The 23,614-nt window shown below is 43.7% G+C and carries 22 protein-coding genes and 1 other RNA gene; 15 read left to right on the top strand and 8 right to left on the bottom strand.

Annotated elements, in window-relative coordinates; all coding sequences use genetic code 11:
* Window positions 1–141: 141 nt before the first annotated feature.
* On the bottom strand, window positions 142–792 hold the full coding sequence (gene fsa, locus AB4Z08_RS04480) for a fructose-6-phosphate aldolase (protein ID WP_441572556.1): 651 nt from the start codon (window positions 790–792) through the stop codon (window positions 142–144).
* A gap of 124 nt (window positions 793–916) precedes the next feature.
* Window positions 917–1,016, bottom strand: an RNA gene (gene ffs / locus AB4Z08_RS04475) — signal recognition particle sRNA small type.
* A gap of 211 nt (window positions 1,017–1,227) precedes the next feature.
* Here ffs and AB4Z08_RS04470 point away from each other — a divergent pair.
* Window positions 1,228–1,671, top strand: a complete 444-nt coding sequence (locus AB4Z08_RS04470) for a DUF5684 domain-containing protein (protein WP_441572555.1) — start codon at window positions 1,228–1,230, stop codon at window positions 1,669–1,671.
* Between the two features lie 48 nt (window positions 1,672–1,719).
* Here the strand turns inward: AB4Z08_RS04470 and AB4Z08_RS04465 are convergent, their stop codons facing one another.
* Window positions 1,720–2,460, bottom strand: a complete 741-nt coding sequence (locus AB4Z08_RS04465; RefSeq protein WP_441572554.1) for an RDD family protein — start codon at window positions 2,458–2,460, stop codon at window positions 1,720–1,722.
* A gap of 122 nt (window positions 2,461–2,582) precedes the next feature.
* On the opposite strand from AB4Z08_RS04465, the gene AB4Z08_RS04460 reads away from it, so the two are divergent.
* The 5 genes from AB4Z08_RS04460 to AB4Z08_RS04440 all read left to right on the top strand — a co-directional run bounded on the left by AB4Z08_RS04460 (window position 2,583) and on the right by AB4Z08_RS04440 (window position 8,009).
* On the top strand, window positions 2,583–3,578 hold the full coding sequence (locus AB4Z08_RS04460; RefSeq protein WP_441572553.1) for a stage II sporulation protein M: 996 nt from the start codon (window positions 2,583–2,585) through the stop codon (window positions 3,576–3,578).
* 1 nt (window position 3,579) lies between these two features.
* A complete protein-coding gene (locus tag AB4Z08_RS04455; protein ID WP_441572552.1) occupies window positions 3,580–4,359 on the top strand; it encodes a hypothetical protein in 780 nt (259 codons plus the stop codon).
* The gene (locus tag AB4Z08_RS04450; protein ID WP_441572551.1) at window positions 4,356–5,585 is read left to right on the top strand and encodes a DUF4350 domain-containing protein; all 1,230 of its coding nucleotides are present in this window, start codon (window positions 4,356–4,358) and stop codon (window positions 5,583–5,585) included. The genes AB4Z08_RS04455 and AB4Z08_RS04450 overlap by 4 nt, the downstream gene beginning before the upstream one ends.
* A 3-nt stretch (window positions 5,586–5,588) precedes the next feature.
* Window positions 5,589–6,569: an AAA family ATPase gene (locus AB4Z08_RS04445; protein ID WP_441572550.1), complete on the top strand. Its 981-nt coding sequence runs from the start codon at window positions 5,589–5,591 to the stop codon at window positions 6,567–6,569.
* Window positions 6,570–6,656: 87 nt separating this feature from the next.
* Window positions 6,657–8,009: a DUF58 domain-containing protein gene (locus AB4Z08_RS04440; protein WP_441572549.1), complete on the top strand. Its 1,353-nt coding sequence runs from the start codon at window positions 6,657–6,659 to the stop codon at window positions 8,007–8,009.
* Here AB4Z08_RS04440 and AB4Z08_RS04435 read toward each other — a convergent pair whose 3' ends face one another.
* The 5 genes from AB4Z08_RS04435 to gatC form a co-directional block, all read right to left on the bottom strand.
* Complete coding sequence (locus tag AB4Z08_RS04435) at window positions 8,010–8,699, bottom strand: hypothetical protein (RefSeq protein ID WP_441572548.1); 690 nt, start codon at window positions 8,697–8,699, stop codon at window positions 8,010–8,012.
* A gap of 47 nt (window positions 8,700–8,746) precedes the next feature.
* On the bottom strand, window positions 8,747–9,337 hold the full coding sequence (locus AB4Z08_RS04430; protein ID WP_441572547.1) for a riboflavin synthase: 591 nt from the start codon (window positions 9,335–9,337) through the stop codon (window positions 8,747–8,749).
* 21 nt (window positions 9,338–9,358) lie between these two features.
* A complete protein-coding gene (locus AB4Z08_RS04425) occupies window positions 9,359–9,919 on the bottom strand; it encodes a cob(I)yrinic acid a,c-diamide adenosyltransferase (RefSeq protein ID WP_441572546.1) in 561 nt (186 codons plus the stop codon).
* 129 nt (window positions 9,920–10,048) lie between these two features.
* On the bottom strand, window positions 10,049–10,753 hold the full coding sequence (locus AB4Z08_RS04420; RefSeq protein ID WP_441572545.1) for an ABC transporter ATP-binding protein: 705 nt from the start codon (window positions 10,751–10,753) through the stop codon (window positions 10,049–10,051).
* Window positions 10,754–10,758: 5 nt separating this feature from the next.
* Window positions 10,759–11,049, bottom strand: coding sequence for an Asp-tRNA(Asn)/Glu-tRNA(Gln) amidotransferase subunit GatC (gatC, locus tag AB4Z08_RS04415; RefSeq protein ID WP_441572544.1), 291 nt, complete (start codon window positions 11,047–11,049; stop codon window positions 10,759–10,761).
* 209 nt (window positions 11,050–11,258) lie between these two features.
* On the opposite strand from gatC, the gene trpS reads away from it, so the two are divergent.
* The 9 genes from trpS to AB4Z08_RS04370 all read left to right on the top strand — a co-directional run bounded on the left by trpS (window position 11,259) and on the right by AB4Z08_RS04370 (window position 23,566).
* Window positions 11,259–12,269, top strand: a complete 1,011-nt coding sequence (gene trpS / locus AB4Z08_RS04410) for a tryptophan--tRNA ligase (RefSeq protein WP_441572543.1) — start codon at window positions 11,259–11,261, stop codon at window positions 12,267–12,269.
* A 46-nt stretch (window positions 12,270–12,315) separates the two neighbouring features.
* A complete protein-coding gene (locus tag AB4Z08_RS04405) occupies window positions 12,316–12,951 on the top strand; it encodes a deoxynucleoside kinase (RefSeq protein ID WP_133808723.1) in 636 nt (211 codons plus the stop codon).
* Between the two features lie 320 nt (window positions 12,952–13,271).
* On the top strand, window positions 13,272–14,066 hold the full coding sequence (locus tag AB4Z08_RS04400; protein WP_441572542.1) for a hypothetical protein: 795 nt from the start codon (window positions 13,272–13,274) through the stop codon (window positions 14,064–14,066).
* Window positions 14,033–16,105, top strand: coding sequence for a hypothetical protein (locus AB4Z08_RS04395; RefSeq protein ID WP_441572541.1), 2,073 nt, complete (start codon window positions 14,033–14,035; stop codon window positions 16,103–16,105). The genes AB4Z08_RS04400 and AB4Z08_RS04395 overlap by 34 nt, the downstream gene beginning before the upstream one ends.
* Window positions 16,106–16,816: 711 nt before the next feature.
* Window positions 16,817–17,011: a hypothetical protein gene (locus AB4Z08_RS04390; protein WP_441572540.1), complete on the top strand. Its 195-nt coding sequence runs from the start codon at window positions 16,817–16,819 to the stop codon at window positions 17,009–17,011.
* Window positions 17,012–17,183: 172 nt separating this feature from the next.
* Window positions 17,184–20,504: a SusC/RagA family TonB-linked outer membrane protein gene (locus AB4Z08_RS04385; RefSeq protein ID WP_441572539.1), complete on the top strand. Its 3,321-nt coding sequence runs from the start codon at window positions 17,184–17,186 to the stop codon at window positions 20,502–20,504.
* Between the two features lie 43 nt (window positions 20,505–20,547).
* Complete coding sequence (locus tag AB4Z08_RS04380; RefSeq protein WP_441572538.1) at window positions 20,548–22,017, top strand: SusD/RagB family nutrient-binding outer membrane lipoprotein; 1,470 nt, start codon at window positions 20,548–20,550, stop codon at window positions 22,015–22,017.
* A 153-nt stretch (window positions 22,018–22,170) separates the two neighbouring features.
* Window positions 22,171–22,482 (top strand): DUF3467 domain-containing protein, encoded by a 312-nt coding sequence (locus AB4Z08_RS04375; protein ID WP_133808729.1) that lies wholly within the window; start codon window positions 22,171–22,173, stop codon window positions 22,480–22,482.
* Between the two features lie 10 nt (window positions 22,483–22,492).
* Window positions 22,493–23,566, top strand: a complete 1,074-nt coding sequence (locus AB4Z08_RS04370) for an Ldh family oxidoreductase (protein ID WP_441572537.1) — start codon at window positions 22,493–22,495, stop codon at window positions 23,564–23,566.
* Window positions 23,567–23,614: the final 48 nt, after the last annotated feature.

The following is a 23,614-nucleotide window of genomic DNA, read 5'->3' as shown; positions in this document are numbered from 1 at the left end:
TTATCTTTGAATTTAAAATAAATTATCCAACAAAACACTATCATCTTCCAGACAGTAAAATATAACCCGGGATGAGGGCAAAAAAAATCCCCGGCGCAATTACTGCACCGGGGATACACCATCTAAAAAAATATCGTAAGATTACATTTTCTTGGCATCTTCCAGGAACTTCGCCAGACCGATATCCGTTAATGGGTGTTTCAGCAGACCCAGGATAGAATCTAACGGGCAGGTACATACGTCAGCACCTACTTCTGCACATTTCACAATGTGGAGTGCACTACGGATAGAGGCTGCGAGAATTTCTGTTTTGAAACCCTGTAAGCTGTAGATCTGTGCAATTTGTGCGATCAGTTCTACACCATCCCAGTTGGTATCGTCAATACGACCAATGAACGGAGATACATAAGCTGCACCTGCTTTAGCAGCCAGGATAGCCTGACCTGCAGAAAATACCAGGGTACAGTTTGTTCTGATACCGTTATCAGTAAACCATTTGATGGCTTTTACACCGTCTTTTATCATTGGAACTTTCACCACGATATTCGGGTGAATAGCAGCCAGTTTCTTACCTTCTTCAATAATAGATTTGAAATCTGTGGAGAGCACTTCAGCACTTACATCACCGTCTACGATTTCGCAGATGTCTTCGTAATGCTTAATAATAGCAGCTTCGCCTTTAATACCTTCTTTAGCCATCAGAGATGGATTGGTGGTTACACCATCGAGAACGCCGAGATCGTGAGCTTCCTGTATTTGCGCCAGATTAGCTGTATCAATAAAGAATTTCATACTATATAAATTAGTTGTCAGGAAATGAACCGTTTGTGGAAGGTGCTGTCATTAGTGAAAGAGGTGGAGAAAATAGCAACCAGATACTATTGACAAGCAACTAATGACAATAAAAAAAGAAAAAAAAAGGCAAGTTACTTATATCGCACCGCTACAACCACCTACCCTTGCTACATTCCTGTCCTGGGGGAGTTCAGTAGGAGCTGGTCGTATAAGACTTGCCGGTTGCAAAGGTAATATAATGTGTTGAATCTCCAAATATTAGGCAGAAAAAAGTTGAAATTATTTTTGGAACCGTATTTATACGCATTCTTTTAATGTTAATAATGTTAGGAGTATGTATATAGCGGGAAAATATATATATTTGGTAAACAGGGTTATCCCCCAAAGAAAGATTGTTAAACTTGAAACTTCAAAACAACTTAAACCTATTTTATGCAAACAACCACCTATGAAGGCGGCAGTGCCTTCGCAGTGCTATTTAGCGGCGTATTTCTTGTCTTCGCTTTAGTTCTCATTGCCATCATTTTCGTCAGTCTCTGGAAGATATTTGAGAAAGCAGGCCAGGAAGGCTGGAAAGCTATCATTCCAATTTACAACCTCTACATCCTCACTGTCATTGTTGGTAAACCATGGTGGTGGATGCTGCTGATGTGTATTCCTTACATTGGCGCGATCTGGGGTATCTGGATAACTAACCTGCTCAGCAAAAGCTTTGGAAAAACTGAAGGCTTTACTGTAGGACTGGTTCTCCTGGGGATTGTATTTTATCCTATCCTGGCATTTGACCGTACTATTGTGTACAAAGGCCCGGCTGGTGATCCAACCCGTTTTAATCACGTAAACGATGACCTGAATTCGATAGGTAAATCTATCTGATGCAGCTATCAAGATAAAAAAAAGGCGGCCTGTTGAAGGCCGCCTTTTTTAATTATTCCTGGTAGTGTAATAATTGTAGTCGTTGAGCACCGTTTCCAGGAAGTAAGTATGTGGCAGATCTGATTCAATGTGCAACACATCCTTTACCCGGTATGCCACCCTGGCCGCCAGTTCGTCATCTTTCGCCATCAGCGCGCGATCCAGCAGTTCCTTCACTTTATTCATATCCCTGTCAGACAATTTCATGATCTGCGGAAACTGAGGTTTATAATCACTATTGGAAAGGTCCCGGAAGATGGTTTCTTCTATACTGCCTTTTCGTTTGGTACTGATCACAATGGTGCCGGCTATTAAATCGCCTAAACGTTGATTATACGGTGTGCGCACAATCGTGATCAACGGTATGAGCACCGGTAAAAGAGCCATGAAATATAACGGCGTTTCAATGATTCTGAATATCCATCTTATCAGGTGCTGACTAATACTGGGCGCATTGCCCGTCATACTTACCACCTGTATATGCAGTATTTTTTTTCCCGGTGTAGACCCGTTCATACTGATTTCTGTGATAGGAAAATAAAACGTGACGGGTATAAAAACCAGGATTATGTAAATTACCAAATGGGCATCCATATCCATCCGGAAAGAGGTGAGCACTGAATAAGCCAACAGGATATAGCAGGCGCGTATGGCAAAATCAATCAGCCATGCTAAAAAACGTTTCACGATATCTGCTGATTCAAATTCGAGATCTATATTGAAAGAAGTTGGTATTTTTATATCTGCCATAGTCAAATTTACATATTTGTTTATATATTGTTAAACGATTTAGTATGTTTGCCGGTATTCCCCCATTAGTAACCCATTACTGTAGGTAATATCTGTATTTAAAAGGGAAAGAAGAACTCAATATGAGAGAATCGCTGTTTATCAAAAAAAATTTGTCCCGCTGGAAGCAATACCAGGAGGAGCCCACAGATGACCCTGATGAAATGGCGGAAAGATTTGTGTCAGTATTAGATGATCTGTCTTACGCTAAAACTTTTTATAGCTTCAGTAAGGTAACCCGTTATATAAATGGCCTGGCAGCAGGCATTTACCATCGTATTTATCAGAACCGGAAAGAAGATGTAGGTCGCTTTCAGTTGTTTTTTAAATACGAATTACCACTGCTGTTTCGCAGGTATCACCGTCTGTTATTATTTACTTTATGTTTTTTCCTGCTCTTCTGTATTATAGGCGCCTTTTCATCAGCGCATGATGAAACTTTTGTGCGGGGTGTACTCGGTGATGAGTATGTGAATATGACTGAACGTAATATTGCCAATAAAGATCCCTTTGGTGTATATAAAGACGGTGATCCGTTAGGCATGTTTTTCCGCATCGCGATCAACAACATACAGGTATCTTTCTATTGCTATGTAGGCGGTATTTTCCTGGGTGTAGGCTCCCTGTATCTGCTCATACGGAATGGGGTGATGCTGGGTGTTTTTCAATACCTGTTTTTTACGCATGGTCTCGGCTGGAAATCAATCCTGGTCATCTGGATACATGGTACTTTGGAAATATCCAGTATCGTTATTGCAGCCTGCGCCGGTATTATATTGGGCAAAAGCATTCTTTTTCCCGGCACGCACACACGGTTGGATTCCCTGCGCAAAGGCGCCAAAGATGGAATTAAGATCATGGTAACTTTAATACCTGTATTTATAGTAGCAGCATTCCTGGAGAGCTTTGTAACCCGGCATACTGAAATGCCGCTGGCGTTAAGCCTTTTTATCTTGTTGTCATCCCTGAGTTTTATACTGGGCTATTTCATTTTTTATCCCATCTACCTGCATAAAAAAGGATATCGTTTAAATGCGGACGGGAAAGTCTTCATCCCATTTACCCTTTCAAAGCAGTAACATGAAGAAATATTTGGGGCTAAAAATAGGTTTGCTGCTGTTGCTTTGCCTCCCTTTAAAAAGTATAGCGCAATACGACAGCACAGGAACACCGGAAACTGCTATTACCGATAGTGTACCGACAGCGGCAGGCGCGGATGTTGATGCAGATACTGAAGAATACGCAAACGAAACTGCTTATCATGAGATGCGTTACATCTCAGATTCTCTGGTAAAAGCGCTGAAAGAAAATAAGAAACTACAGTACTATGATGTGAAAAAGGAGCCTCCAAAACATTTACCATGGCTGGAAAGATTCCTGATTGCGATGTTTAATTCTATCAGTGCTATCCGCTTTGTACTCATGATTTTGTTGCTGGCAGGATTAGGATTTCTGTTGTACCGCTATATGAAAGTTAATGGCATGACCATCTTCCGCAAGGCGAAACTAATAGATGGCCTGACGGAGATACAGGAAGAAGAACTGCAAAGTGGAGAGGAATATGAGGAGAAGATAAAAACAGCTATTGCGGCCGGAGATACAAGACAGGCCATACGCTGGTGGTACTTGTATACGCTGTTTCAGCTCGTCGGCCGGCAAATGATTGTGCCGGGCCGGGAAAAAACAAATAATGACTACCTGCGTAGTATGCGCAGCTCTCCCTACTATAAAAAGTTTGCCACACTGACGTTGGACTATGAATATATCTGGTATGGTGGATTTGAGGTGAGTGAAGATAATTTCAGGAATATTAACCAGGAGTTCAGGGATTTTAATAACGCAATAGGAAAAGCTTCGTGAAGACTAAATCCATTTATATCATCATAGGATCGGTTGTACTGTTATTTATAGTACTGATGATCATTGGAGGCAATTTTTCCATTAACCCGGAAGAGCAATCCACTGATATGTCCCGGTCTTCTTTTTCCAGTAAGGATAAGAAAGCCGGCGGAGCTTACGCCGCTTTTAAGATGCTGCCGGAACTGTTTTACAAACATTCCATACAGGTGGTGACTAAACCTTTTGCACGCACCTACGAAAAGGAAACAGAGCTGAAGTATAGCGGCAACACCTATATACTGGTGGCCAATGAACTATTTACAACTGAAAAAGATGTAGATGCTATGCTGGAATATGTATCACCTGGCAATGAACTGTTTATTGCAGTGAATAACCCGGATCCTTATTTAGCGAAGCAACTGAATTTTAAGGTGGTGGAAAGTGATAACCTGCAGCATCATAAAGCAGGTGTGGTACAGCGTTACGAGGATACAGCGGTACCCGTAGATACCAGCTTCTCTTATGAAGGGATGATCAGCGGTAATTATTTCTCTGGTACAGACAGTACTACAACAACAACGCTGGGCTATAACTATAAGAATAAGCCTAATTTTATTCGTATTGCCTACAGCCGTGGGTACATTTATCTTTTGCTGAACCCGTATACCTTCACTAATTATTTTTTACTGCATAAGCATAATGTGGCCGCATTGGAAACGCAGATTGCCTATTTGCAAAATTCAGCCGGTAATGTATACTGGGACGATTTTTATAGTGGCCAGCATAGTGCACAGGCGGGCGATTTCAGTGAGTGGCAGGTATTAATGCGCTATCCGGCTATGCGCTGGGCGTTGTGGCTGGGCGTAGTATTGTTGCTATTGTATGTATTGTTTGAAAGCAAACGCAGACAACGGATTATTCCTGATAAACCAGTATTTAATAACACTTCCGTTGAGTTTGTGGATGCAATAGGACAGTTGTATTATCAGCAGCATAACAACTTTAATCTGGCGCATAAAATGATTCTTCATCTGCTGGAGTATATTCGTACCCGTTATTATCTAAATACCAATATACTGAATGAAGAATTTGTAGCAGCATTGTCGCGGAAATCTACTATATCGGAAGCGGATATCAGAACGTTATTGCAGATGATGCATCATGTACAGCTGGAAGGGAATATAAGTGATGATTACCTGAAGGAATTTTATAAACGCATTCAACTATTTTATTTAAACACGAAATAAATAATGGACACCAATACATTTCAACCCAGGACTGATTTTTCTGCTTTGCATGAAGGGGTGGAAGCGATCAGGGAGCAAATAGCAAAAGTAATTGTAGGGCAGCATCAGATGGTAGATTTGCTGATTGCAGGTTTACTTACACAGGGGCATGTGCTGATCGAAGGCGTTCCAGGCGTGGCTAAAACCCTGACGGCTAAACTACTGGCACAATGTGTAGATGCAGATTTCAGCCGTATACAGTTTACACCGGACCTGATGCCGGCCGATGTATTGGGCACTTCCGTATTTAATCCTCAAACAAGGGAATTTGAATATAAGAAAGGACCTATTTTCAGCAACCTGGTATTGATTGATGAAATAAACCGTGCCCCGGCCAAAACACAGTCTGCCTTGTTTGAAGTAATGGAAGAAAGGCAGATTACCAACGATGGTACTACCTGGGCACTGGATCGTCCGTTTATGGTGATTGCCACGCAGAATCCGATTGAACAGGAGGGTACTTACCGGCTACCGGAAGCCCAGCTGGATCGCTTTCTGTTTAAGATAGAAGTAAAGTATCCTGACTTGCAGGAAGAAGTAGCGGTGCTACGCAGTATTCACCATTTCAGCGGGGAAACAGATCTAACAAAGATGATCAGCAAGGTAGTGACTACTACACAGATTATTGAATACCAGAACCAGGTAAGACAGGTAGTGGTAGATGATAAACTGTTCCATTACATCGCGGCTATTATCAATGAAACACGTATGAATTCATCGCTCTACCTGGGCGCGTCACCTCGTGCATCCATTGCCGTTATGAATTGTGCAAAAGCTACTGCTGCCATGAAAAACAGGGATTTTGTGATTCCTGATGACGTGGTGGAAATGATACCGCATGTGTTACGTCATCGTATTATTCTTACGCCTGAAAAGGAGATGGAAGGTATTAAAACAGATGATGTTATTGCGCAGATTATTAAGATGGTGGAAGTACCGAGATAGCAGTTAGCCATTAGCAGTTAGCTATTAGCTGTTTAGCTAAAACTAATGATGAATGGCTGGAAGCTACTGATTAAATGCTAAGAGAATATGTCAGCAACTGTAAAGAATAATTTATACCAGATACTTTTTTTTACTAACCGGCTTTATTTGCTGTTAGGCATAAATGCGCTGTTGTTTATCACAGCATTTTTTATTCCGCGTCTTTACAATATTGCGATCATCGCTTTTATTGTACTGGTAGGAATAGTGTTGCTGGATATGGTATTACTGTTGCTGCGTCCTTCGGGCATCATATCGCTGGAACGTAAAACCAGCAATCGTTTCAGTAATGGAGATGAAAATGAAGTGTTGCTTGATTTTCATAACAGGTATCCCTTTCCTGTTTTTGTAAGTATAATTGAAGAATTACCTTTTCAATTCCAGGAACGTGATTTTTCTTTAAGTGCAAAAGTTGGCGGCGGCGCAGCGCATGTGTTCAGATATGTACTGCGTCCGCTGGAAAGAGGTGTTTATCAATTCGGCTATAGTAATGTGTTTATAAAAAGTGCACTAGGTATTATCAGTCGCCGGTTTGTATTTAATAATGAACAGGAAGTAAGTGTTTATCCGAGCTTTCATCAGTTGCGTCATTTTGAATTGTATTCCTATATGAACCGGCTGAATGAATTAGGTGTACATAAACGCCGCATTATCGGGCATAGCATGGAGTTTGATCACATTAAGCCTTATACAAAGGGCGATGATGTGCGGATGTTAAACTGGAAGGCATCAGCCCGTACGGGCAACCTGATGGTGAATAATTATGTGGAAGAAAGGTCACAGCAGGTATATTCTATTATAGATAAGGGGCGTACAATGAAGATGCCTTTTAATGGATTGTCATTGCTGGATTACGCTATCAATGCTTCGCTGGTATTCAGTAATGTGGCCATCAATAAAGGCGATAAAGCCGGGTTGGTAACATTCACTGAAAATAAAACAGAAGTACTTCCTGCCAGCAATAAAAAAATACAGGTGAATAAGATCCTGGAGATGTTATATGCGCAGGAAACGCATTGGCAGGAAAGTGATTATGAAGCATTGAGTGTACAGTTGCGCAGCAGTGTATCTACCCGTTCATTGTTGATGGTATACACCAACTTTGAGTCCATGTCAAGTTTACAGCGGCAGTTACCTTTCCTGCGCCGGCTGGCCCGTTATCACCTGGTGCTGGTGGTATTTTTTGAGAATACAGAATTGAAGAAAATCACGGAGCAACCTGCTTATGATATAGAGGGTATTTACAAACAAACTATTGCGCAAAAATTTGCGTACGATAAGAAACTGATTGTAAAGGAGCTGGCGAAATATGGTATCATGTCGCTGTTAAGTCCTCCGGAACAATTGACCCTGAATGTGGTGAATAAATACCTGGAGTTGAAATCACGTATGCTGATATAGTTATTGTCTTCTTTTCCTTTTATTCCCTTCGGGAGAATTTTTTATCAGCAGGGAATCATTGTCAGGCGCCTGTTTTACGGGGATAACAGATCGCAGGTACATGCGGTCGTTTGGTTTATACCATGCTTCTACGATGACTGTTTTCGAGGAATCATTTTTATCCAGCAATAAGTCCTGCCCTATAATTTTCCCGGTAGAGGCAGCAAATTTTATGGTAGCGGTATCTAATGGAAATACTTTCCCACTGTTGAATTTTCCTTCTACATTCAGGTAAAAACGGATATCCCGTTTAATGCTGTCGGCATAATGATTAAAGCGGATACCTGTAATATATGGGAGGGTGATCGTTGTTTTTAAAGGGTCGCTATTGCCGGTAGTAACGGTAAGGGTAATACGATAATGATCATTTATGAGCTGCGCTCTGTCGAAATAAAGTACGCCATTCCGGATGGTTCCATTGCTGCTGCTGATATTTAATTTGTTCCAGCGGTAATTGCCCCTGCCGTAGCCGGTGGTGAGCTGGGTGGAGCTGTCGCTGTAGAACAGCTGTATGCCAATAGGAGCACTGTTATAGAGCTCCGTTACCGCAGTAGCATCGTAACTGCCCTGTATCCTTACCACAGTGGGCTGTTGGGCATTTGCCAACATGGTGATAAAAAGCAGGGAGCAGCAGAGAAGGTATCTTAGCATTCAGCTGTCAGCTTTAGTAAAATGATGGTGAGGAAAGCTAACAATGGTTAGTTTCTTACCGCTAATTGTCTGGCTACGTATTTACCAAGAATATCAAATTCCAGGTTGATCAGCACACCGGGTTTTATTTTAGATACATTGGTATGTTCGTAGGTGTATGGAATGATGGCTACTGAAAACTCATCATTGGTAACATCAAATACAGTAAGACTGATCCCATTCAGGCAAATGCTTCCTTTTTCCACGATGAGGGCGGCAAATTCCTTTGGATAGCGAAAACGGTATAACCAGCTACCATCCTGTTCCTGGCAGGAAATACATTCTCCTACGCTGTCTACGTGTCCCTGTACCAGGTGGCCATCTATGCGGCCGTTGAACACCATGGCTCTTTCCAGGTTTACGAATTGAGTGGGGGTGAGCTGACCGAGATTCGTTTTTTGCAGGGTTTCTGCTACGGCAACGGTTTCGTAAGTATCTCCCTGGATGTTGGTAACAGTAAGACATACGCCATTATGTGCCACACTCTGGTCTATTTTTAATTCGCCTGCGAGTGGCGTTTGTATCGTTATTACCAGGTTACCACCGTCCTTCCTGGTCGATACTACTTCTGCTAGTGTTTCTATGATTCCTGTAAACATGAAGCGAATTTAAGAAAATTTCTATACCCGGGGCTTCCATGGAATTTCATCCACGCCCAGTTTGTGTCCTACCCAGCGTGCGAGTACAAAAAGATAATCGCTGAGACGGTTAATATATTTGAGTACCAATGGCTCAATGAACATATCGTGTTCCTGCATACCTACGCAAAGTCTTTCTGTACGGCGGCAAACGCAGCGGGCAACGTGACAGGTAGATACTGCCACATGGCCTCCCGGCAAAATGAATGATTTCATGACGGGGAGTTCTTCATTCATCTGATCGATGCTTTTCTCCAGCAGTTCGATGTCTGCCTCATGGAGGTCCGGTATTTTTAATTTGGTTTCTTTATCAGGATCACAGGCGAGTGCAGCGCCGATGGTGAAAAGACGGTCCTGTACTTCCCGGAGTAGATGTTTGGTGTCCGGATCTGCGATATAATCGTTGACGAGGCCAATATAGGAATTGAGTTCATCAACAGTGCCGTAAGCTTCAATACGCACATCGCTTTTGGGCACTTTAGTGCCGCCGATGAGGGATGTTTTTCCTTTGTCGCCTGTTTTAGTGTATATCTTGAATGACATGGATAGTATTTAATGCAAATTACGAATTAGGAATTACGAATTACGGAGTTGTGAGTAGATCTTTTGCGAAGATGATCCGCTGTTATCTACCCACAACTCCGTAATTCGTAATTTATAATTCGTAATTCTTTAGTGTACTGCGACTTTCTGATTCACCCGGTCAGATTCAATGACGCCATCGCGTAAGCGGATCACGCGCCTGGCATGATCGGCAATATCTTCTTCATGGGTTACCAGTACCACCGTGTTACCGGAGGCATGTATGGCGCCAAAGATCTCCATGATTTCCACGGATGTTTTGGAGTCCAGGTTACCGGTAGGTTCATCTGCCAGGATCAGGGATGGATTATTTACCAGGGCGCGGGCAATAGCCACACGTTGACATTGTCCACCGGAAAGTTCGTTGGGCTTATGTTTGTAACGTTCTCCCAATCCTACTTTTTCCAGCATGGCGATGGCTCTTTCTGTTCTTTCTTTTTTGTTGATACCTGCGTAGACCAGTGGAATGGCCACATTTTCGAGGGCGGTTAGCCGTGGCATCAGGTTAAACTGCTGAAAAACGAAGCCTATTTCCTTACCACGTACGGTGGCGAGGTCGTTGTCTTCCATTTTGCTCACATCATGTCCGCTGAGGATATATCTACCGGCGGTAGGTGTATCCAGGCATCCCAGGATATTCATCAGGGTAGATTTACCGGATCCGGAGGGGCCCATCAGTGCTACATATTCATTCTTAAAAATGTCTAGTGTTACACCTTTGAGTACCGGCAGTTCATTTTTTCCGAGAAAATAGCTTTTCCTGATCTCTTCCAGGTGGATGACGGACTTTTGCATGTGGGTTATTTCTTTATAATTTTCGGCACTTTAAAGTATTCTTCAGTAGCTGATGGTGCATTCTGCAGGGCTTCTTCGCGTGTAATACCCGGAATTACCCTGTCTTCACGGAAAACATTATAATCATCTGTAAGATGAAGTAATGGTTTTACGTTTGAGGTATCCAGTTCGTTGAGCTTTTCCACGAAGGTGATCATCCGTTGCAGTTCCCCGCGTATCTCCACCTTTTCCTGGTCGTTAAATTCCAGTCTGGCCAGATCCGCCAGTTGTTGCACCAGTGCGTCGTTCACTTCCATAATCAAATTAAATCAAAAGATAATGAAATATAAATGGTAAATATGATAGTGTCCCAAAATTAGGGATAAACGGCCAGAAAAAGCGGAAAGCTTAAAGCAGAAAGCTAAAAGCTATGGTGGCGGATAAACAGGGCGGATGGGCATCTGCTTAAATAGCTTTTGGCTTTCTGCTTTAAGCTTTCCGCTTTTTGATTAAATTGCGCCCTGTTATGGCTACTGAAAAAGAAATTGTGGTAAGCGGCATACGCCCCACCGGTTATTTGCATTTAGGCAATTATTTTGGCGCAATCCGTAATTATATCCGGATGCAGGAAGATTTTAACTGCTACTTTTTTGTGGCAGACTGGCACTCACTGACCACCCATCCGGATCCCAAGGATCTGCCGGGCAATGTAATGCGGGTACTGGCTGAGAATATTGCGTCCGGACTGGATCCTGAAAAGGTATCCCTGTACGTACAGAGCGATATTCCTGAAATTTCGGAGCTATATCTGCTGATGAATATGCTGGCCTATGTGGGCGAGCTGGAAAAGGTACCTACGTTCAAAGATAAGGTGCGGTTGCAGCCGCAGAACGTGAATGCAGGGCTGCTGACTTACCCTGTGCTCATGAGTGTGGATATATTAATTCAGCGTGCAGTAAAAGTGCCGGTGGGTAAAGATCAGGGACAACACCTGGAAATGGCCCGCAACTTTGCGCAGCGCTTTAATCACCGCTATGGAGATCTGTTCCCGGAACCGGAAGCATTCAACTATGGTGATACCCTGGTGCGTATCCCAAGTCTGGATGGAGAAGGCAAGATGAGTAAGAGTGAAAATGAAATGGCTACTTTGTACCTGGCAGATGAAGATGAAAAGATCATAAAGAAGATCATGAAGGCCAAAACTGACAGTGGTTCAGGTGTACCGGGTGCGCCGATTCCGGAATCAGTACGAAACCTGTTGGATCTGATGAAACTGGTGACCACTACTCCGGATGCTGTATCTTTTTATGAAGAGGCATGGAGTACCAATGGTAACATCCGTTTTGGTGATATGAAGAAACAGCTGGGAGAAGATATGGTGAAATTTATTTCCCCTATCCGTGAAAGAGCGAAGGAATTACAGCGGGATACGGATTATTTGAAGAAGATTATGAAAGCCGGTGCAGAGAAGGCAAGAGCGAATGCGGCACAAACTTTGCAACAGGCGAAAAAACTTATTGGTATAAATTATTATTGAAAAAGTCGCGAACTGTAGCTATTTTCAATATTACACCTATCATCGCATGGCAAAACAGAATAAGATTAAGCATATAGCTATCGCCGGAAATATCGGTGCCGGTAAAACTACACTCACAGAAATGCTGTGCAGACATTACAAATGGCACCCGCAGTATGAGGATGTAGAACACAATCCATATTTGAATGATTTTTATGAAGACATGCCCCGCTGGTCTTTTAACCTGCAGGTATATTTTCTGAACGGCAGATTAAAACAACTGCTGGAAGTGCAGAACGGAAAAGAAACGGTGATCCAGGATCGTACCATCTACGAAGATGCGCACATTTTTGCGCCTAACCTGTATGAAATGGGCCTGATGACCAAACGCGATTTCGATAATTATTTCAACTTTTTTGAAACGCTGAAAAGCATGGTGAAACCACCAGACCTGCTGATCTATCTGCAGGCATCTGTACCTACCCTGGTAGCCCAGATTCAGAAGAGAGGAAGAGAATATGAAGAGAATATCCGGTTGGACTATCTGAAGCGCCTGAACGAATATTATAACAACTGGATCGAGAAATATAAAGAAGGTCCATTGCTGATTATAGATATCGATAAAAATAAATTCCCGGAAAGCGATGAAGATCTGGGAGAAATTATCTCTAAGATTGACTCACAGTTGTACGGATTGTTTTAATCAGTGCGGAGTTTGTCTTAGTTCAGGATGATACTGATTGTGATGATTTCCTGGATGTTTTTTTGATTTCGTAAGATATAAAAGCTTAGCGGCGGCAGGTAAGAAAAATTCTTATCGGTTGCCGATAAGCTTTTTTAATAGCCTAAAGTAACATCATCAACATCAGTATCATCCTGAACCAAGACAAAAATTCGCTTGTTTATGTTTCATTAACACCTACCCATACAACGATTCCTACATTTGTTACCGATGATAGCATTTTGTTGACCCAAACTACCGTTGCTATCAGGCGGATTTTTATTGTTAAACCCAACTCCCGGATGAAACAGTTTATGTTGACCCTTATATCCACGTGGTGGATATCGTTGTTGTCGGCGCAACCCTTGCTGATGCCCATAGGAAAAAATACCGGCATTGGCAGTTACAGCCGTCATTTCCAGAATGTAATTGCTACGTGGACTAATCCCGCCGGTTTATCCTGTTTGCCGGAATTTAGTGCCGGTATTTATTCAGAAAACAGATTCCTGTTGAAAGCAGCTTCATTGTATGCGGTGATGATTGCTATTCCGGTGCCTGCAGGTGCATTTGGTGGTAGTGTTGCCCGCTTAGGCAACAGTGCCTGGCATCAGCAACAGCTTAGTGGTGCATATGGGCGTAGCCTGGGACGTAAGATGGGGATAGGCGTACAGTTTAATTATGAAACGACTGCTGCACAGGGAGCAGGTACGGCCAGTTCGTTTAGCTTTGACGGAGGTATACTGTGGCATTGCAGTGAAAAACTGCATGCAGGATTACAAGTGCGTAAGTCGGCGAGTGAACCGGTAATGTACAGTGCCGGTGCTGGTTTCGAGGCATCCCCTGATTTTTTATTAACCGCCGGTGTGATTAGTATGGGCGCAGTTACCGGTGTGAAAGCGGCTGCGTATTACCGGATCGTGCGTGCTTTCGCATTGGAAATAGGTATGGCATCCCGTCCGGCCTATAACAATGCATCCGTCATATTTTATCTGCGCTCACTACGCATAGATATTGCAGCCGGATTTCATCCGCAGTTAGGTATTACTCCTTCAACCTCACTGATATGGCAACCTTCTACACCACCTTCTACAGAATAATTTGTTGCGCGTTACTGCTATTGCTGTGCAGGGAAACGAGCGCCCGCCAACAGGAAGAAACAATGCCGGTGGTGATGGAAAATAACCTGGAGAAAGAAGCGGCCGGCACGGAAAGTGTATCGGAAGATGATGCGCAATGGCAGCAGCTGAATGCACTGGGCAGGCATAAAATTCAGCTAAATACGGCGGATGAAGCGACACTGCAATCTATTGGATTGCTGACACCTTTGCAGATCAGTAACTTTTTGCAATATCGCTTACTATTGGGCGACTTGTTGAGTATCTATGAACTGCAGGCGGTGCCCGGTTTTGAGCCGGAAGTGATCCGGCGTATCCTGCCTTATGTAATGGTAGGTAATGATCTGTCACCGCATTATACATTACATGATTACCTGCATAAAGGCGATCATACGTTTCTGTTACGTTATGCGCGGCCACTGGAAAAAGCGAAAGGATACCTGCATACCGACAGTACACTGCCTGCTTACAGGGGAAGTCCGGATAAATTGTTTGTGCGTTATCGTTATAGTTTTCCACGCTATATCAGCTGGGGGGTAGTGATGGAGAAAGATGCCGGTGAAGCACTTTTTAAAGGAGGGCAACAACAGGGATTTGATTTTTACAGTGCTCATCTTTTTATCAGGAACTTCCGGAAAATAAAAGCATTGGCATTAGGTGATTATACCGTCAATCTCGGGCAGGGGCTGTTGAACTGGCAATCACAGGCCTATGGAAAAGGGGCGTCAGTAATGCAGGTAAAGCGCGAAGGAGAAGTGTTGCGGCCGTATACTTCTCCGGGGGAATTTTATTTTTTCAGAGGTGCTGCTATCACGCTGCAGCAACAACATTGGGAAGCAACTGCTTTTGCTTCCTGGCGTAAGCAGGACGGCAGCACAGATACGTTAATGGATGAGGTGATCGCTGAAAGTGTGATCAGCAGCGGGTATCATCGTACGATTGGAGAAATCGCCAAACGGGGCCTTGTGCAACTATGGAGTGCCGGAGGCAATATCGGGTATACCACTCCCCGTTGGCAGCTGGGAGGAAATGTAATCAGTCATCGTTTTTCTCCGGCTTTGCAAAAGGCTATCGCACCATATAATCAATTTGATTTTAACGGTCGTCAGCTGTCAGCCGGTAGCGTGGACTATGCGGGGAGCTGGAAGAATGTTCACCTGTTTGGAGAGGTGGCAGCAAGTAATAACGGCAAACTGGCGATTGTACAAGGACTGCTCACCAGTGTAGCGCCATCTGTGGATATTTCGCTGGTGTACCGTTACTATGATAAAGCTTACCAATCGCTGTTTGCCAAAGGTTTTGGCGATGGCTATCGCACCGTCAATGAAAATGGCATGTACATGGCGGTAACGGTTAAAATAAATGCCCGTTGTAAACTGGATGCCTATGCGGATTTTTTTCGCTTCCCCTGGCTGAAGTACCGTATCAATGCACCTTCTTATGGTAACGATTTTTTTGTGCAGGGGAGTTATACGCCTGGTAAAAAAACAACACTGCTGCTCCGGTATAACTACCGGCAGTCCAGTGAAAACATATTGCTCCCGGATAATCCGCTCAAAGTACCGGAGTTGATAACGACTACGCATCTACGCCTTCAATGGAACTGGCAAAAGAACAAACAGCTGAGTGCCAAAGCTAGACTGGAATACAGCAGCTCTCAATCGGCTGCAGGCGCACAGCAGGGGTGGCTGATTTACCTGGATGCAGGATATCATTTTAAGCGTATACCCTTTACCGTTAGTGGAAGATTATCCCGTTTTCAAACCAGCAGTTACGATTCCCGAATCTATGCTGCCGAAAGCAGCGTGTTGTATGAAAACGCTGTATCCCAGCTCTATGGCCTGGGATGGCAGTATTACCTGAACGTGAAATGGAAAATAAATCGACGACTTTCCGGTTGGGGGCGTTTTCATCAGACGATCTATCCGGGGGCAGATCAAACAGGCAGTGGTAATGATATCATCAAAGGTGATAAGAAAACCATGCTTCAATTTCAACTGCAGTATTTAATCAACAGGTAAGAATTTTTTTTACTTATGCAATCACTTACATTGATTATCAATTTGTTATGTGGTTATCTTTGCTTGCTGTTAAAATAATGTTAAGTAGATGTAGGACAGCATCCTTTTTTTTTCTATCTTGTGTATGTCAACCGAAATCTAAATCATACTTGCTTTATGAGTGAATACCTTCTTCAGGAAGATCAGCTTGTGATAGCCAGGAAACACGCACTAGTTTCAATTATGGTTGACTACAATGAGCAACAAAATCAGCAACTGCTACCTTAGCCCGGAATTAACCAGACACAATTAGCGTATTTCATTAGCCATGGTCCTGTAATAATATCTGGTTACCAACAACCTGATATAAACAATCAGCTGTCACCCTTGATGGTGCGCTGTTTGATGCAAAGACTAAATCGGTATTTAATTTATACAACCAAAATCTGAACTGATTATGAAAAAAGGAACCTCCCCTTTTACATAGCTGTGATGCCGTAGCCATTTACGGTAACTGATTCTGCATTTCCCGCCCATTGTGGGAATAGAATGGTTTATTGCAATAATAGATCGTACAAGCTTGTGCGGTACGGAAGGCTTATGTCTACACTTTCGCCGGGTGCATGAGAAAGCGTCAAATGATATTTGGCGTAACGGCATGCTGTTGCCCAATTGTGAAGCAGTTATACGATACAATTTTTATTTCTTTTTCAACCAAAATTTGAATCTTTTATGAAGAAGGTTTTATTCCTTTTTGCCGTGCTTACGGCAATTGTAAGTCTGGCCTACTCGCAGCAGCGGGAGGTTACAGTGACTCGTGATGGCAACCTGACTCGGTTTGCCGCTATCGGGGTTAAAGGTATCCATACAGGCACTACGGTGCTGCCCAGCCGGGTATATCCCTTGAGTGTATCCGATATTTTTTAAAAGAAATATGGATTCATGATATTCAACCAGATCGAACCATACAGAAGGACACAGCGCACATCAGGTATTCAGCCAAAATCGAATAACTGTTGACGCCGGCTGGTAATAGAGCTCCGCTTCCCATGTCCGCTCTGGACAATCCAAACTAAAACTAAAACAAAACAATTCGTTTATGAGAAAACCATTCTTATTAACAACGATGTTGCTGCTACTATGCATAGCAACTGTCATCGGGCAAGCAAAACTTATCACAGGGAAAGTCACCGAAACCAACGGGGACGGTGTGCCCGGTGCTACCATCCAATTTAAAGGACTGTCGAAAGGTACCGTTTCGGACCTGAATGGTGCCTTTAAACTGGAAGTTCCGAATGGCCAGGTGTTGGTTATTTCTGCCATGGGCTACGAAACGAGAGAGGTTACTGTGAGTGGTAGTACACTGAACGTCAGCCTGGTGAAAACGGAGAAAACCATCAATGAGGTAGTGGTAACTGCATTGGGCATTAGGAGAGAGAAGAAAGCGCTGGGATATGCAGTACAGGAAGTAAAAGGGGCAGAACTTACGCAAACGAATGAAAACAATATTTTAAATTCATTGTCAGGTAGGGCAGCTGGTGTACAGATCACTAACAACGGTGGCGCCGTAGGATCCAGTACCAGCATCGTGTTACGCGGTTACAACTCTTTCGGTAATAACCAACCACTGATCGTAGTGGATGGTATTCCGATCAATAACCCGAACACAACGTTGGTGCCAGGTACCATAAGAAACACTTCTACAGATCAACCCACCGCAGTGGATTATGGTAATGGTATCCAGGATATTGATCCGGAAAACGTAGCCTCTATTTCCATCCTGAAAGGCGCCAATGCTGCCGCTTTGTATGGCTACAGGGCAGGAAACGGTGTGATCCTGATTACTACCAAGTCCGGAAAATCCGCCTTCAAAGGTATCGGGTTATCTTACACCGGGGGTATTTCATTCGAAAAACAATACATCCTGCCGGGGTACCAGAATAAATACGGACAGGGTTCCGCCAGTAGTGAATACTGGTACAACCAATACAAAAGTCAAACACCAACTAACCCGCTGTCTTACCAGGACTGGGCATTACAAAACGGATTTGCTTATGTAGATGGAGCAGGAGGGGGAGTAAATGATGGCGCAGATGAAAGCTGGGGACCAAGGCTTGATATAGGACTGAAATTGCCACAGTACAACAGCCCACTGGATGCCAGTGGTAACAGAACTCCTACTGACTGGGTCTCACATCCTGACAACGTGAAAGAATTTTTCACGACTGGATTTACGCTCAATAACAGTGTGGCAATGACTTCGAATACCAACAGGGGCAGCACGAGGCTTTCACTTGGCCACCAGCGTCAGATGGGCAGTATTCCCAATACGGATCAGACAAGGTATGTTGCCATGCTGAATACTTCACAGAACCTGACCGATAAGTTGAAAGTAGAAGCAATGGCCAACTACATACAAACCCTTAACGAAAATATTGTAGGACAGGGATATAACGAATTCAACCCATTACAGTCAGTAGGTAGCTGGTTCGGACGTCAGGTAGACATGAAAGACCTTAAAAATAACTGGACGAAGTTTATTCCTAATCCCCAATACCCCGCCGGAGGTGTTCCCTACAACTGGAATTTGAACTACCACGATAATCCTTATCTGAGTATGTATAAGAATCAGAATGGACGTACTAAAAACCGTGTGATCGGTTACGCGAGTATTTCATATGATTTCCACAAATGGTTTAACCTGATGGGACGTATTGGTACCGACTGGTATTCTGAAAACAGGAAACAGACAACAAGCTCTCTCACCACCGCTAATTTTACAACCGGTCAGGGTGGACAGTTTACGGATTGGAGTATTTACCAGAATGAGTTTAATGCGGACCTGATAGCAACTGGTGGAGGAAAACTGGGTCATGATTTCTCCCTGTCCTATACCGCTGGTGGAAATTACCGTGATACGAAATATAAGAGTACTTCAGTTATCGCAAACGATCTGACTGTGCCAGACTTTTTTACGATTGGTAACGCAAAAGGGGGAACGATTAATGCCATGCGTATTTCACAGCTCCGCTCCAATAGCGTATTTGCACAGGCTTCATTGGGATTCCGCAACTGGTTGTACCTGGATGTTACTGGTAGAAATGACTGGAACTCCAGCTTGCCCGCCAGCAACAGAGCTTATTTCTATCCTTCAGCCAGTTTGAGCTGGATTTTCAGCGATGCATTAAACCTGAATAAGTCGACTGTCTTTACCTTTGGTAAACTCCGCTTAAGCTACGCAGAAGTAGGTAATGGAACAGATCCTTACCAACTTATCAGAAGTTTTGTACCCGAATCTGGTACATTCCATGGCGTGAGCCTTTATCATGAAGCCTATAGCCTGGCTCCTAAGAACCTGAAACCGGAAAGAGCCAAAAGTACTGAAATCGGTGCTGAGCTGCGCTTTCTGGATAACAGGTTGAATCTGGATGCCACGTATTATAACAAGATAACAAAAGACCAGATCATGCCGGTAGGTATCTCCGCGGCCGCCGGAGCGGATTTCAACTTCATCAATGCCGGTGAGATCCAGAACAAAGGTGTGGAGCTGCAATTGAACCTGGGTATCCTGCGTAAGGAGAATGGATTCAATTGGGATATCACGGTTAACTGGGCGAAGAATTCCAGTAAGGTGAATAAACTGTATACTGATCCTACTACTGGCCAGACACTGAATTGGTTCCAACTGTCCACTGCCTGGGCTGTTACTGTGGGAGCGGTTCCTGGTGAATCTTATGGAGTGATCAGGGGGGCCGATTACGTAACCGATCCTAAATCAGGTGCGATTGTGGTAAATGCCCAGGGATTGCCAACGTTCGCTAAGGATCAGGTGATTGGTAACATCACACCCGATTGGTTTGGTGGAATCAATAACGCATTTACTTATCGCAATTTCAAACTCAACTTCCTGGTCGATATGAGAAAGGGGGGTGATATATTCAGCGTAACGCAGATGTTCGGTGCTAATACCGGTACGATGGACTTTACAGCTGATGGTACACTCCGTGAAACAGGAGTGGTAATCGGTAGAGACCTGTTGGCCGACAGAAAAGTAGTAGACGCAAACGGTAATCCCAATACGAAGGTGGTGGCTGCCGACAGGGCTTTTAAATACCTTTCTTACGATGGAGCTTCCTCCGGAACCAAGTTCGATATCATAGATGGTACTTTTATAAAACTCCGTACTATCCAATTGGGCTATACACTTCCTGCCAATCTGATAAGCAGGTGGGGATGGTTGAAAGGTGCGGGTGTATCTGTGTTTGCGCAGAACGTAGCACTCTTGTATGTTGATAAAAGCAACAAAGCACATATTGACCCGGAAACCGGATTAGGAACGGACCTTACGTCAATCGGCGTGGAAGAATACCAGATTCCTTCAAACAGAAGCATAGGTCTGAAATTAAATCTGAATTTCTAACATAGTAGTGAAGCGGATTGATGATTTAACTAAAATTATTATTATGAAACTGTATAATAGAAGATTTTCGAAATTTATCCTGGCGGGTGCATTGATTTTGATAACTGGCGGAAGCTGCACCAAAAGCTTTGACAGAATAAATGAGAATCCCAATACTCCGGAAAAGGTGCCTGGTAACAATACGCTGGCATATTCGATTGCTTATTATGGAGAATTCCTTTATGATTTATGGGGAGATATGAATGAGCCCGAATGTTTCGGTGGCCATCTGGGTAAGATCCAATATATAGATGAGTCACGTAATGTATACAGGGGAGTGGTGATGGAGAATTTATGGACTTATCATTACAGAGTTCTAAATAACCTTCAGATCACCATTAGTGATGCCGTATCCAACAATAAAGTGAATATGCAGGCGGCGGCACTTACTTTTAAGGCTTATGTGGCACAAATAGCCACAGACAGCTGGGGGAACATACCTTACTCTGATGCGCTGAAAGGTAATTCCGGTGTTATTACGCCAAAATATGATGACCAGAAAGCTATTTATGCGTCATTATTAGCGGATCTGAAAACGGCCAATGATCTGTTTGCGAAGAACAGTCCTGATGCGCTGGGGGATGGAGATTTCCTGTTTTCGGGAGACTTAACCAAATGGCGTAAATTCTGTAATTCCGTTCGGTTAAGAGTAGCCATCCGTTTAAGCAAGGTGGATCCGGTAACAGCTAAATCCAATATTGAAGAAATTGCCGGAGATCAGGAGAAGTACCCTATCATGACAGACAACGGTGATAATGCGTTCCTGACCTGGCCTGGAGGTAAACCTTACAATGAACCCTGGGCTTCCAATAAATCGGATGATGGCCGCGATGATCATGCTGTAAGCGACACGTTGGTAAATATTCTCAGCCGCCTGAAAGACCCGCGGTTGTCAGTTTATGCCAAACCTGCCAGCGATGGCCAGTTCCGCGGTGTAGGAATTGGCATACCAGATAATGACAGACTGCCTTCCCTTGCGCTGTATTCCAGGATCGGCGCCCGTTTCAGGGACAATAAGCAAGGATTTACGCCGTACATGCGTGTGGCGGAAGTGAAATTCATTCTTGCGGAAGCTGCAGCCAACGGCTGGAACGCAGGTGTTAGTGCGCAGCAAGCCTATGAGGCTGGTATTGACGCCTCTCTCGCTGAGAACCAGATCACCAACGCAGCATATAAAACCAATTCCGGCGTAAAATGGGATGGTGATGTGAAGAAAATATATCTGCAGAAATGGATTGCCCTGTTTAAAGATGGTCATGAAGCGTGGGCGGAAACCAGGAGAACAGATGTTCCCGTATTACCTGCTGCCAAGGGATCTCCTTATCCGGGCCATACACGTGTATCCTTTCACCTGCCTTATCCTAATAGTGAAACTACATTGAATAAGACAAATAGCGGACCTACTGTGGGCCAGGTGAAAGATAACTTCTGGGGAAAGCAAATGTACTGGGACACCAGAACAGGAATAAATTGATGTCTAAAAAGAAAAGAAGGACATTGTCTGTCCGGTATTTAGCGGACAAATTCGATAAAGATGACTGGTAACAGACGCTAATTTGCTGTTTCTAAAAAAAGAGGACTCATTTGAGTCCTCTTTTTCTATTTTTGTACGGCAAAAACGTACAACATGGAAAATCAGGAAGAACAGAATCAGCTTAATATAGAGTTGAATGAAGAAATCGCCGAGGGTCAATATGCGAATCTTGCTATCATTACTCATTCAAACGCCGAATTCGTGGTAGACTTTGTGAATGTGATGCCCGGTCTGCCAAAGGCTAAGGTAAAATCCCGTATAATACTTACCCCGCAACATGCCAAGCGCTTTATGAAAGCGATGCTGGATAATATTAAGAAATATGAATCTGTACACGGCCCCATCCAGGATCAGGAGCAGGTATCTGTACCTTTGAATTTTGGTGGACCCACCGCTCAGGCTTAATTCGTCGCAGATGGAACATATTTTTTCTTATCATCATTTGAGGGAATTTACCCGCGAGGTGTTTATTCACATGGGATGTAGCCTCGAACATGCTGCATTGGCAAGTGAAGTATTGGTTTCGGCAGATTTGCGTGGTATAGATTCTCATGGAATAGCCCGTTTATCGGGCTATGTTCGTTTATGGGAGGCAAAGCGAATCAATGCACGTCCCAATATTCGCATTGTGCATGAAACGCCCAGCACCGCTGTTATTGATGGGGATGCTGGTTTAGGATTGGTGGTAGCGCCTTTTGCCATGGAAATAGCCATGCAGAAAGCGGCTGCTGTGGGTACCGGCTGGGTAAGCGTGAAAAATTCCAATCATTTTGGTATTGCGGGTTATCATGCTATGATGGCTTTGGAAAAGGATATGATAGGCATGGCCATGACCAATGCCAGTCCGCTGGTAGCGCCCACTTTCTCTACAGAGCGGATGTTGGGTACCAATCCGATTGCAGTAGCCATTCCGGCTAAGGAGCAACCGGCTTTCGTGGCTGATTTTGCTACTACCACTGCAGCCAATGGTAAACTGGAGATCCTGCAACGCAAAAATGAAGAAGCGCCTTACGGCTGGATACAGGATAAAGAAGGTAATCCCAGCAAAAATCCTCATGAACTTAAGGATGGTGGGGCTTTACTGCCATTGGGCGGTGATCGCGAACATGGAAGTCATAAGGGGTATTGTTTGGGAGCAATAGTTGATATATTTTCGGCCGTTCTTTCAGGAGCTAATTATGGTCCATGGGCGCCTCCTTTTGTGAGTTTTCTGCCATTGGCGCCTGATCCCGTAGGAGAGGGACTGGGACATTTCTTCGGTGCTATGCGTGTAGATGCATTCCGGCCGGCAGAAGAGTTTAAGTTGAATATGGATACGTGGATCAATCGCTTCAGAGCTGCTGAACCGGTAGCAGGGAAAAAAGTGTTGATACCCGGAGATCCGGAAAGAGAAATGCAGCACGAAAGACTTGAAAAGGGAATTCCTGTAATAGCCCCTGTGGTAAAGGATATGAAAGAAGTAGCTGCAAAATTTAATTTGAATTTTTAAATCATAATCGTTCATAAAAAACACCAGGAATAAAGCCCGTGCTGGATT

This window comes from Chitinophaga sp. RAB17 (genome assembly GCF_052114225.1).
Lineage (GTDB): Bacteria > Bacteroidota > Bacteroidia > Chitinophagales > Chitinophagaceae > Chitinophaga.
Note: the sequence above shows the minus strand (reverse complement) of the source record. Positions and strands in the feature narration are given on the sequence as shown.

Excerpts from the sequence above, each read along its gene's own strand:
- fsa (WP_441572556.1), bottom strand. The coding sequence starts at position 792 with ATGAAATTCTTTATTGATACAGCTAATCTGGCGCAAATACAGGAAGCT.
- AB4Z08_RS04470 (WP_441572555.1), top strand. The coding sequence starts at position 1,228 with ATGCAAACAACCACCTATGAAGGCGGCAGTGCCTTCGCAGTGCTATTT.
- AB4Z08_RS04465 (WP_441572554.1), bottom strand. The coding sequence starts at position 2,460 with ATGGCAGATATAAAAATACCAACTTCTTTCAATATAGATCTCGAATTT.
- AB4Z08_RS04460 (WP_441572553.1), top strand. The coding sequence starts at position 2,583 with ATGAGAGAATCGCTGTTTATCAAAAAAAATTTGTCCCGCTGGAAGCAA.
- AB4Z08_RS04455 (WP_441572552.1), top strand. The coding sequence starts at position 3,580 with ATGAAGAAATATTTGGGGCTAAAAATAGGTTTGCTGCTGTTGCTTTGC.
- AB4Z08_RS04445 (WP_441572550.1), top strand. The coding sequence starts at position 5,589 with ATGGACACCAATACATTTCAACCCAGGACTGATTTTTCTGCTTTGCAT.
- AB4Z08_RS04440 (WP_441572549.1), top strand. The coding sequence starts at position 6,657 with ATGTCAGCAACTGTAAAGAATAATTTATACCAGATACTTTTTTTTACT.
- AB4Z08_RS04435 (WP_441572548.1), bottom strand. The coding sequence starts at position 8,699 with ATGCTAAGATACCTTCTCTGCTGCTCCCTGCTTTTTATCACCATGTTG.
- AB4Z08_RS04430 (WP_441572547.1), bottom strand. The coding sequence starts at position 9,337 with ATGTTTACAGGAATCATAGAAACACTAGCAGAAGTAGTATCGACCAGG.
- AB4Z08_RS04425 (WP_441572546.1), bottom strand. The coding sequence starts at position 9,919 with ATGTCATTCAAGATATACACTAAAACAGGCGACAAAGGAAAAACATCC.
- AB4Z08_RS04420 (WP_441572545.1), bottom strand. The coding sequence starts at position 10,753 with ATGCAAAAGTCCGTCATCCACCTGGAAGAGATCAGGAAAAGCTATTTT.
- gatC (WP_441572544.1), bottom strand. The coding sequence starts at position 11,049 with ATGGAAGTGAACGACGCACTGGTGCAACAACTGGCGGATCTGGCCAGA.
- trpS (WP_441572543.1), top strand. The coding sequence starts at position 11,259 with ATGGCTACTGAAAAAGAAATTGTGGTAAGCGGCATACGCCCCACCGGT.
- AB4Z08_RS04405 (WP_133808723.1), top strand. The coding sequence starts at position 12,316 with ATGGCAAAACAGAATAAGATTAAGCATATAGCTATCGCCGGAAATATC.
- AB4Z08_RS04400 (WP_441572542.1), top strand. The coding sequence starts at position 13,272 with ATGAAACAGTTTATGTTGACCCTTATATCCACGTGGTGGATATCGTTG.
- AB4Z08_RS04395 (WP_441572541.1), top strand. The coding sequence starts at position 14,033 with ATGGCAACCTTCTACACCACCTTCTACAGAATAATTTGTTGCGCGTTA.
- AB4Z08_RS04390 (WP_441572540.1), top strand. The coding sequence starts at position 16,817 with ATGAAGAAGGTTTTATTCCTTTTTGCCGTGCTTACGGCAATTGTAAGT.
- AB4Z08_RS04385 (WP_441572539.1), top strand. The coding sequence starts at position 17,184 with ATGAGAAAACCATTCTTATTAACAACGATGTTGCTGCTACTATGCATA.
- AB4Z08_RS04380 (WP_441572538.1), top strand. The coding sequence starts at position 20,548 with ATGAAACTGTATAATAGAAGATTTTCGAAATTTATCCTGGCGGGTGCA.
- AB4Z08_RS04375 (WP_133808729.1), top strand. The coding sequence starts at position 22,171 with ATGGAAAATCAGGAAGAACAGAATCAGCTTAATATAGAGTTGAATGAA.
- AB4Z08_RS04370 (WP_441572537.1), top strand. The coding sequence starts at position 22,493 with ATGGAACATATTTTTTCTTATCATCATTTGAGGGAATTTACCCGCGAG.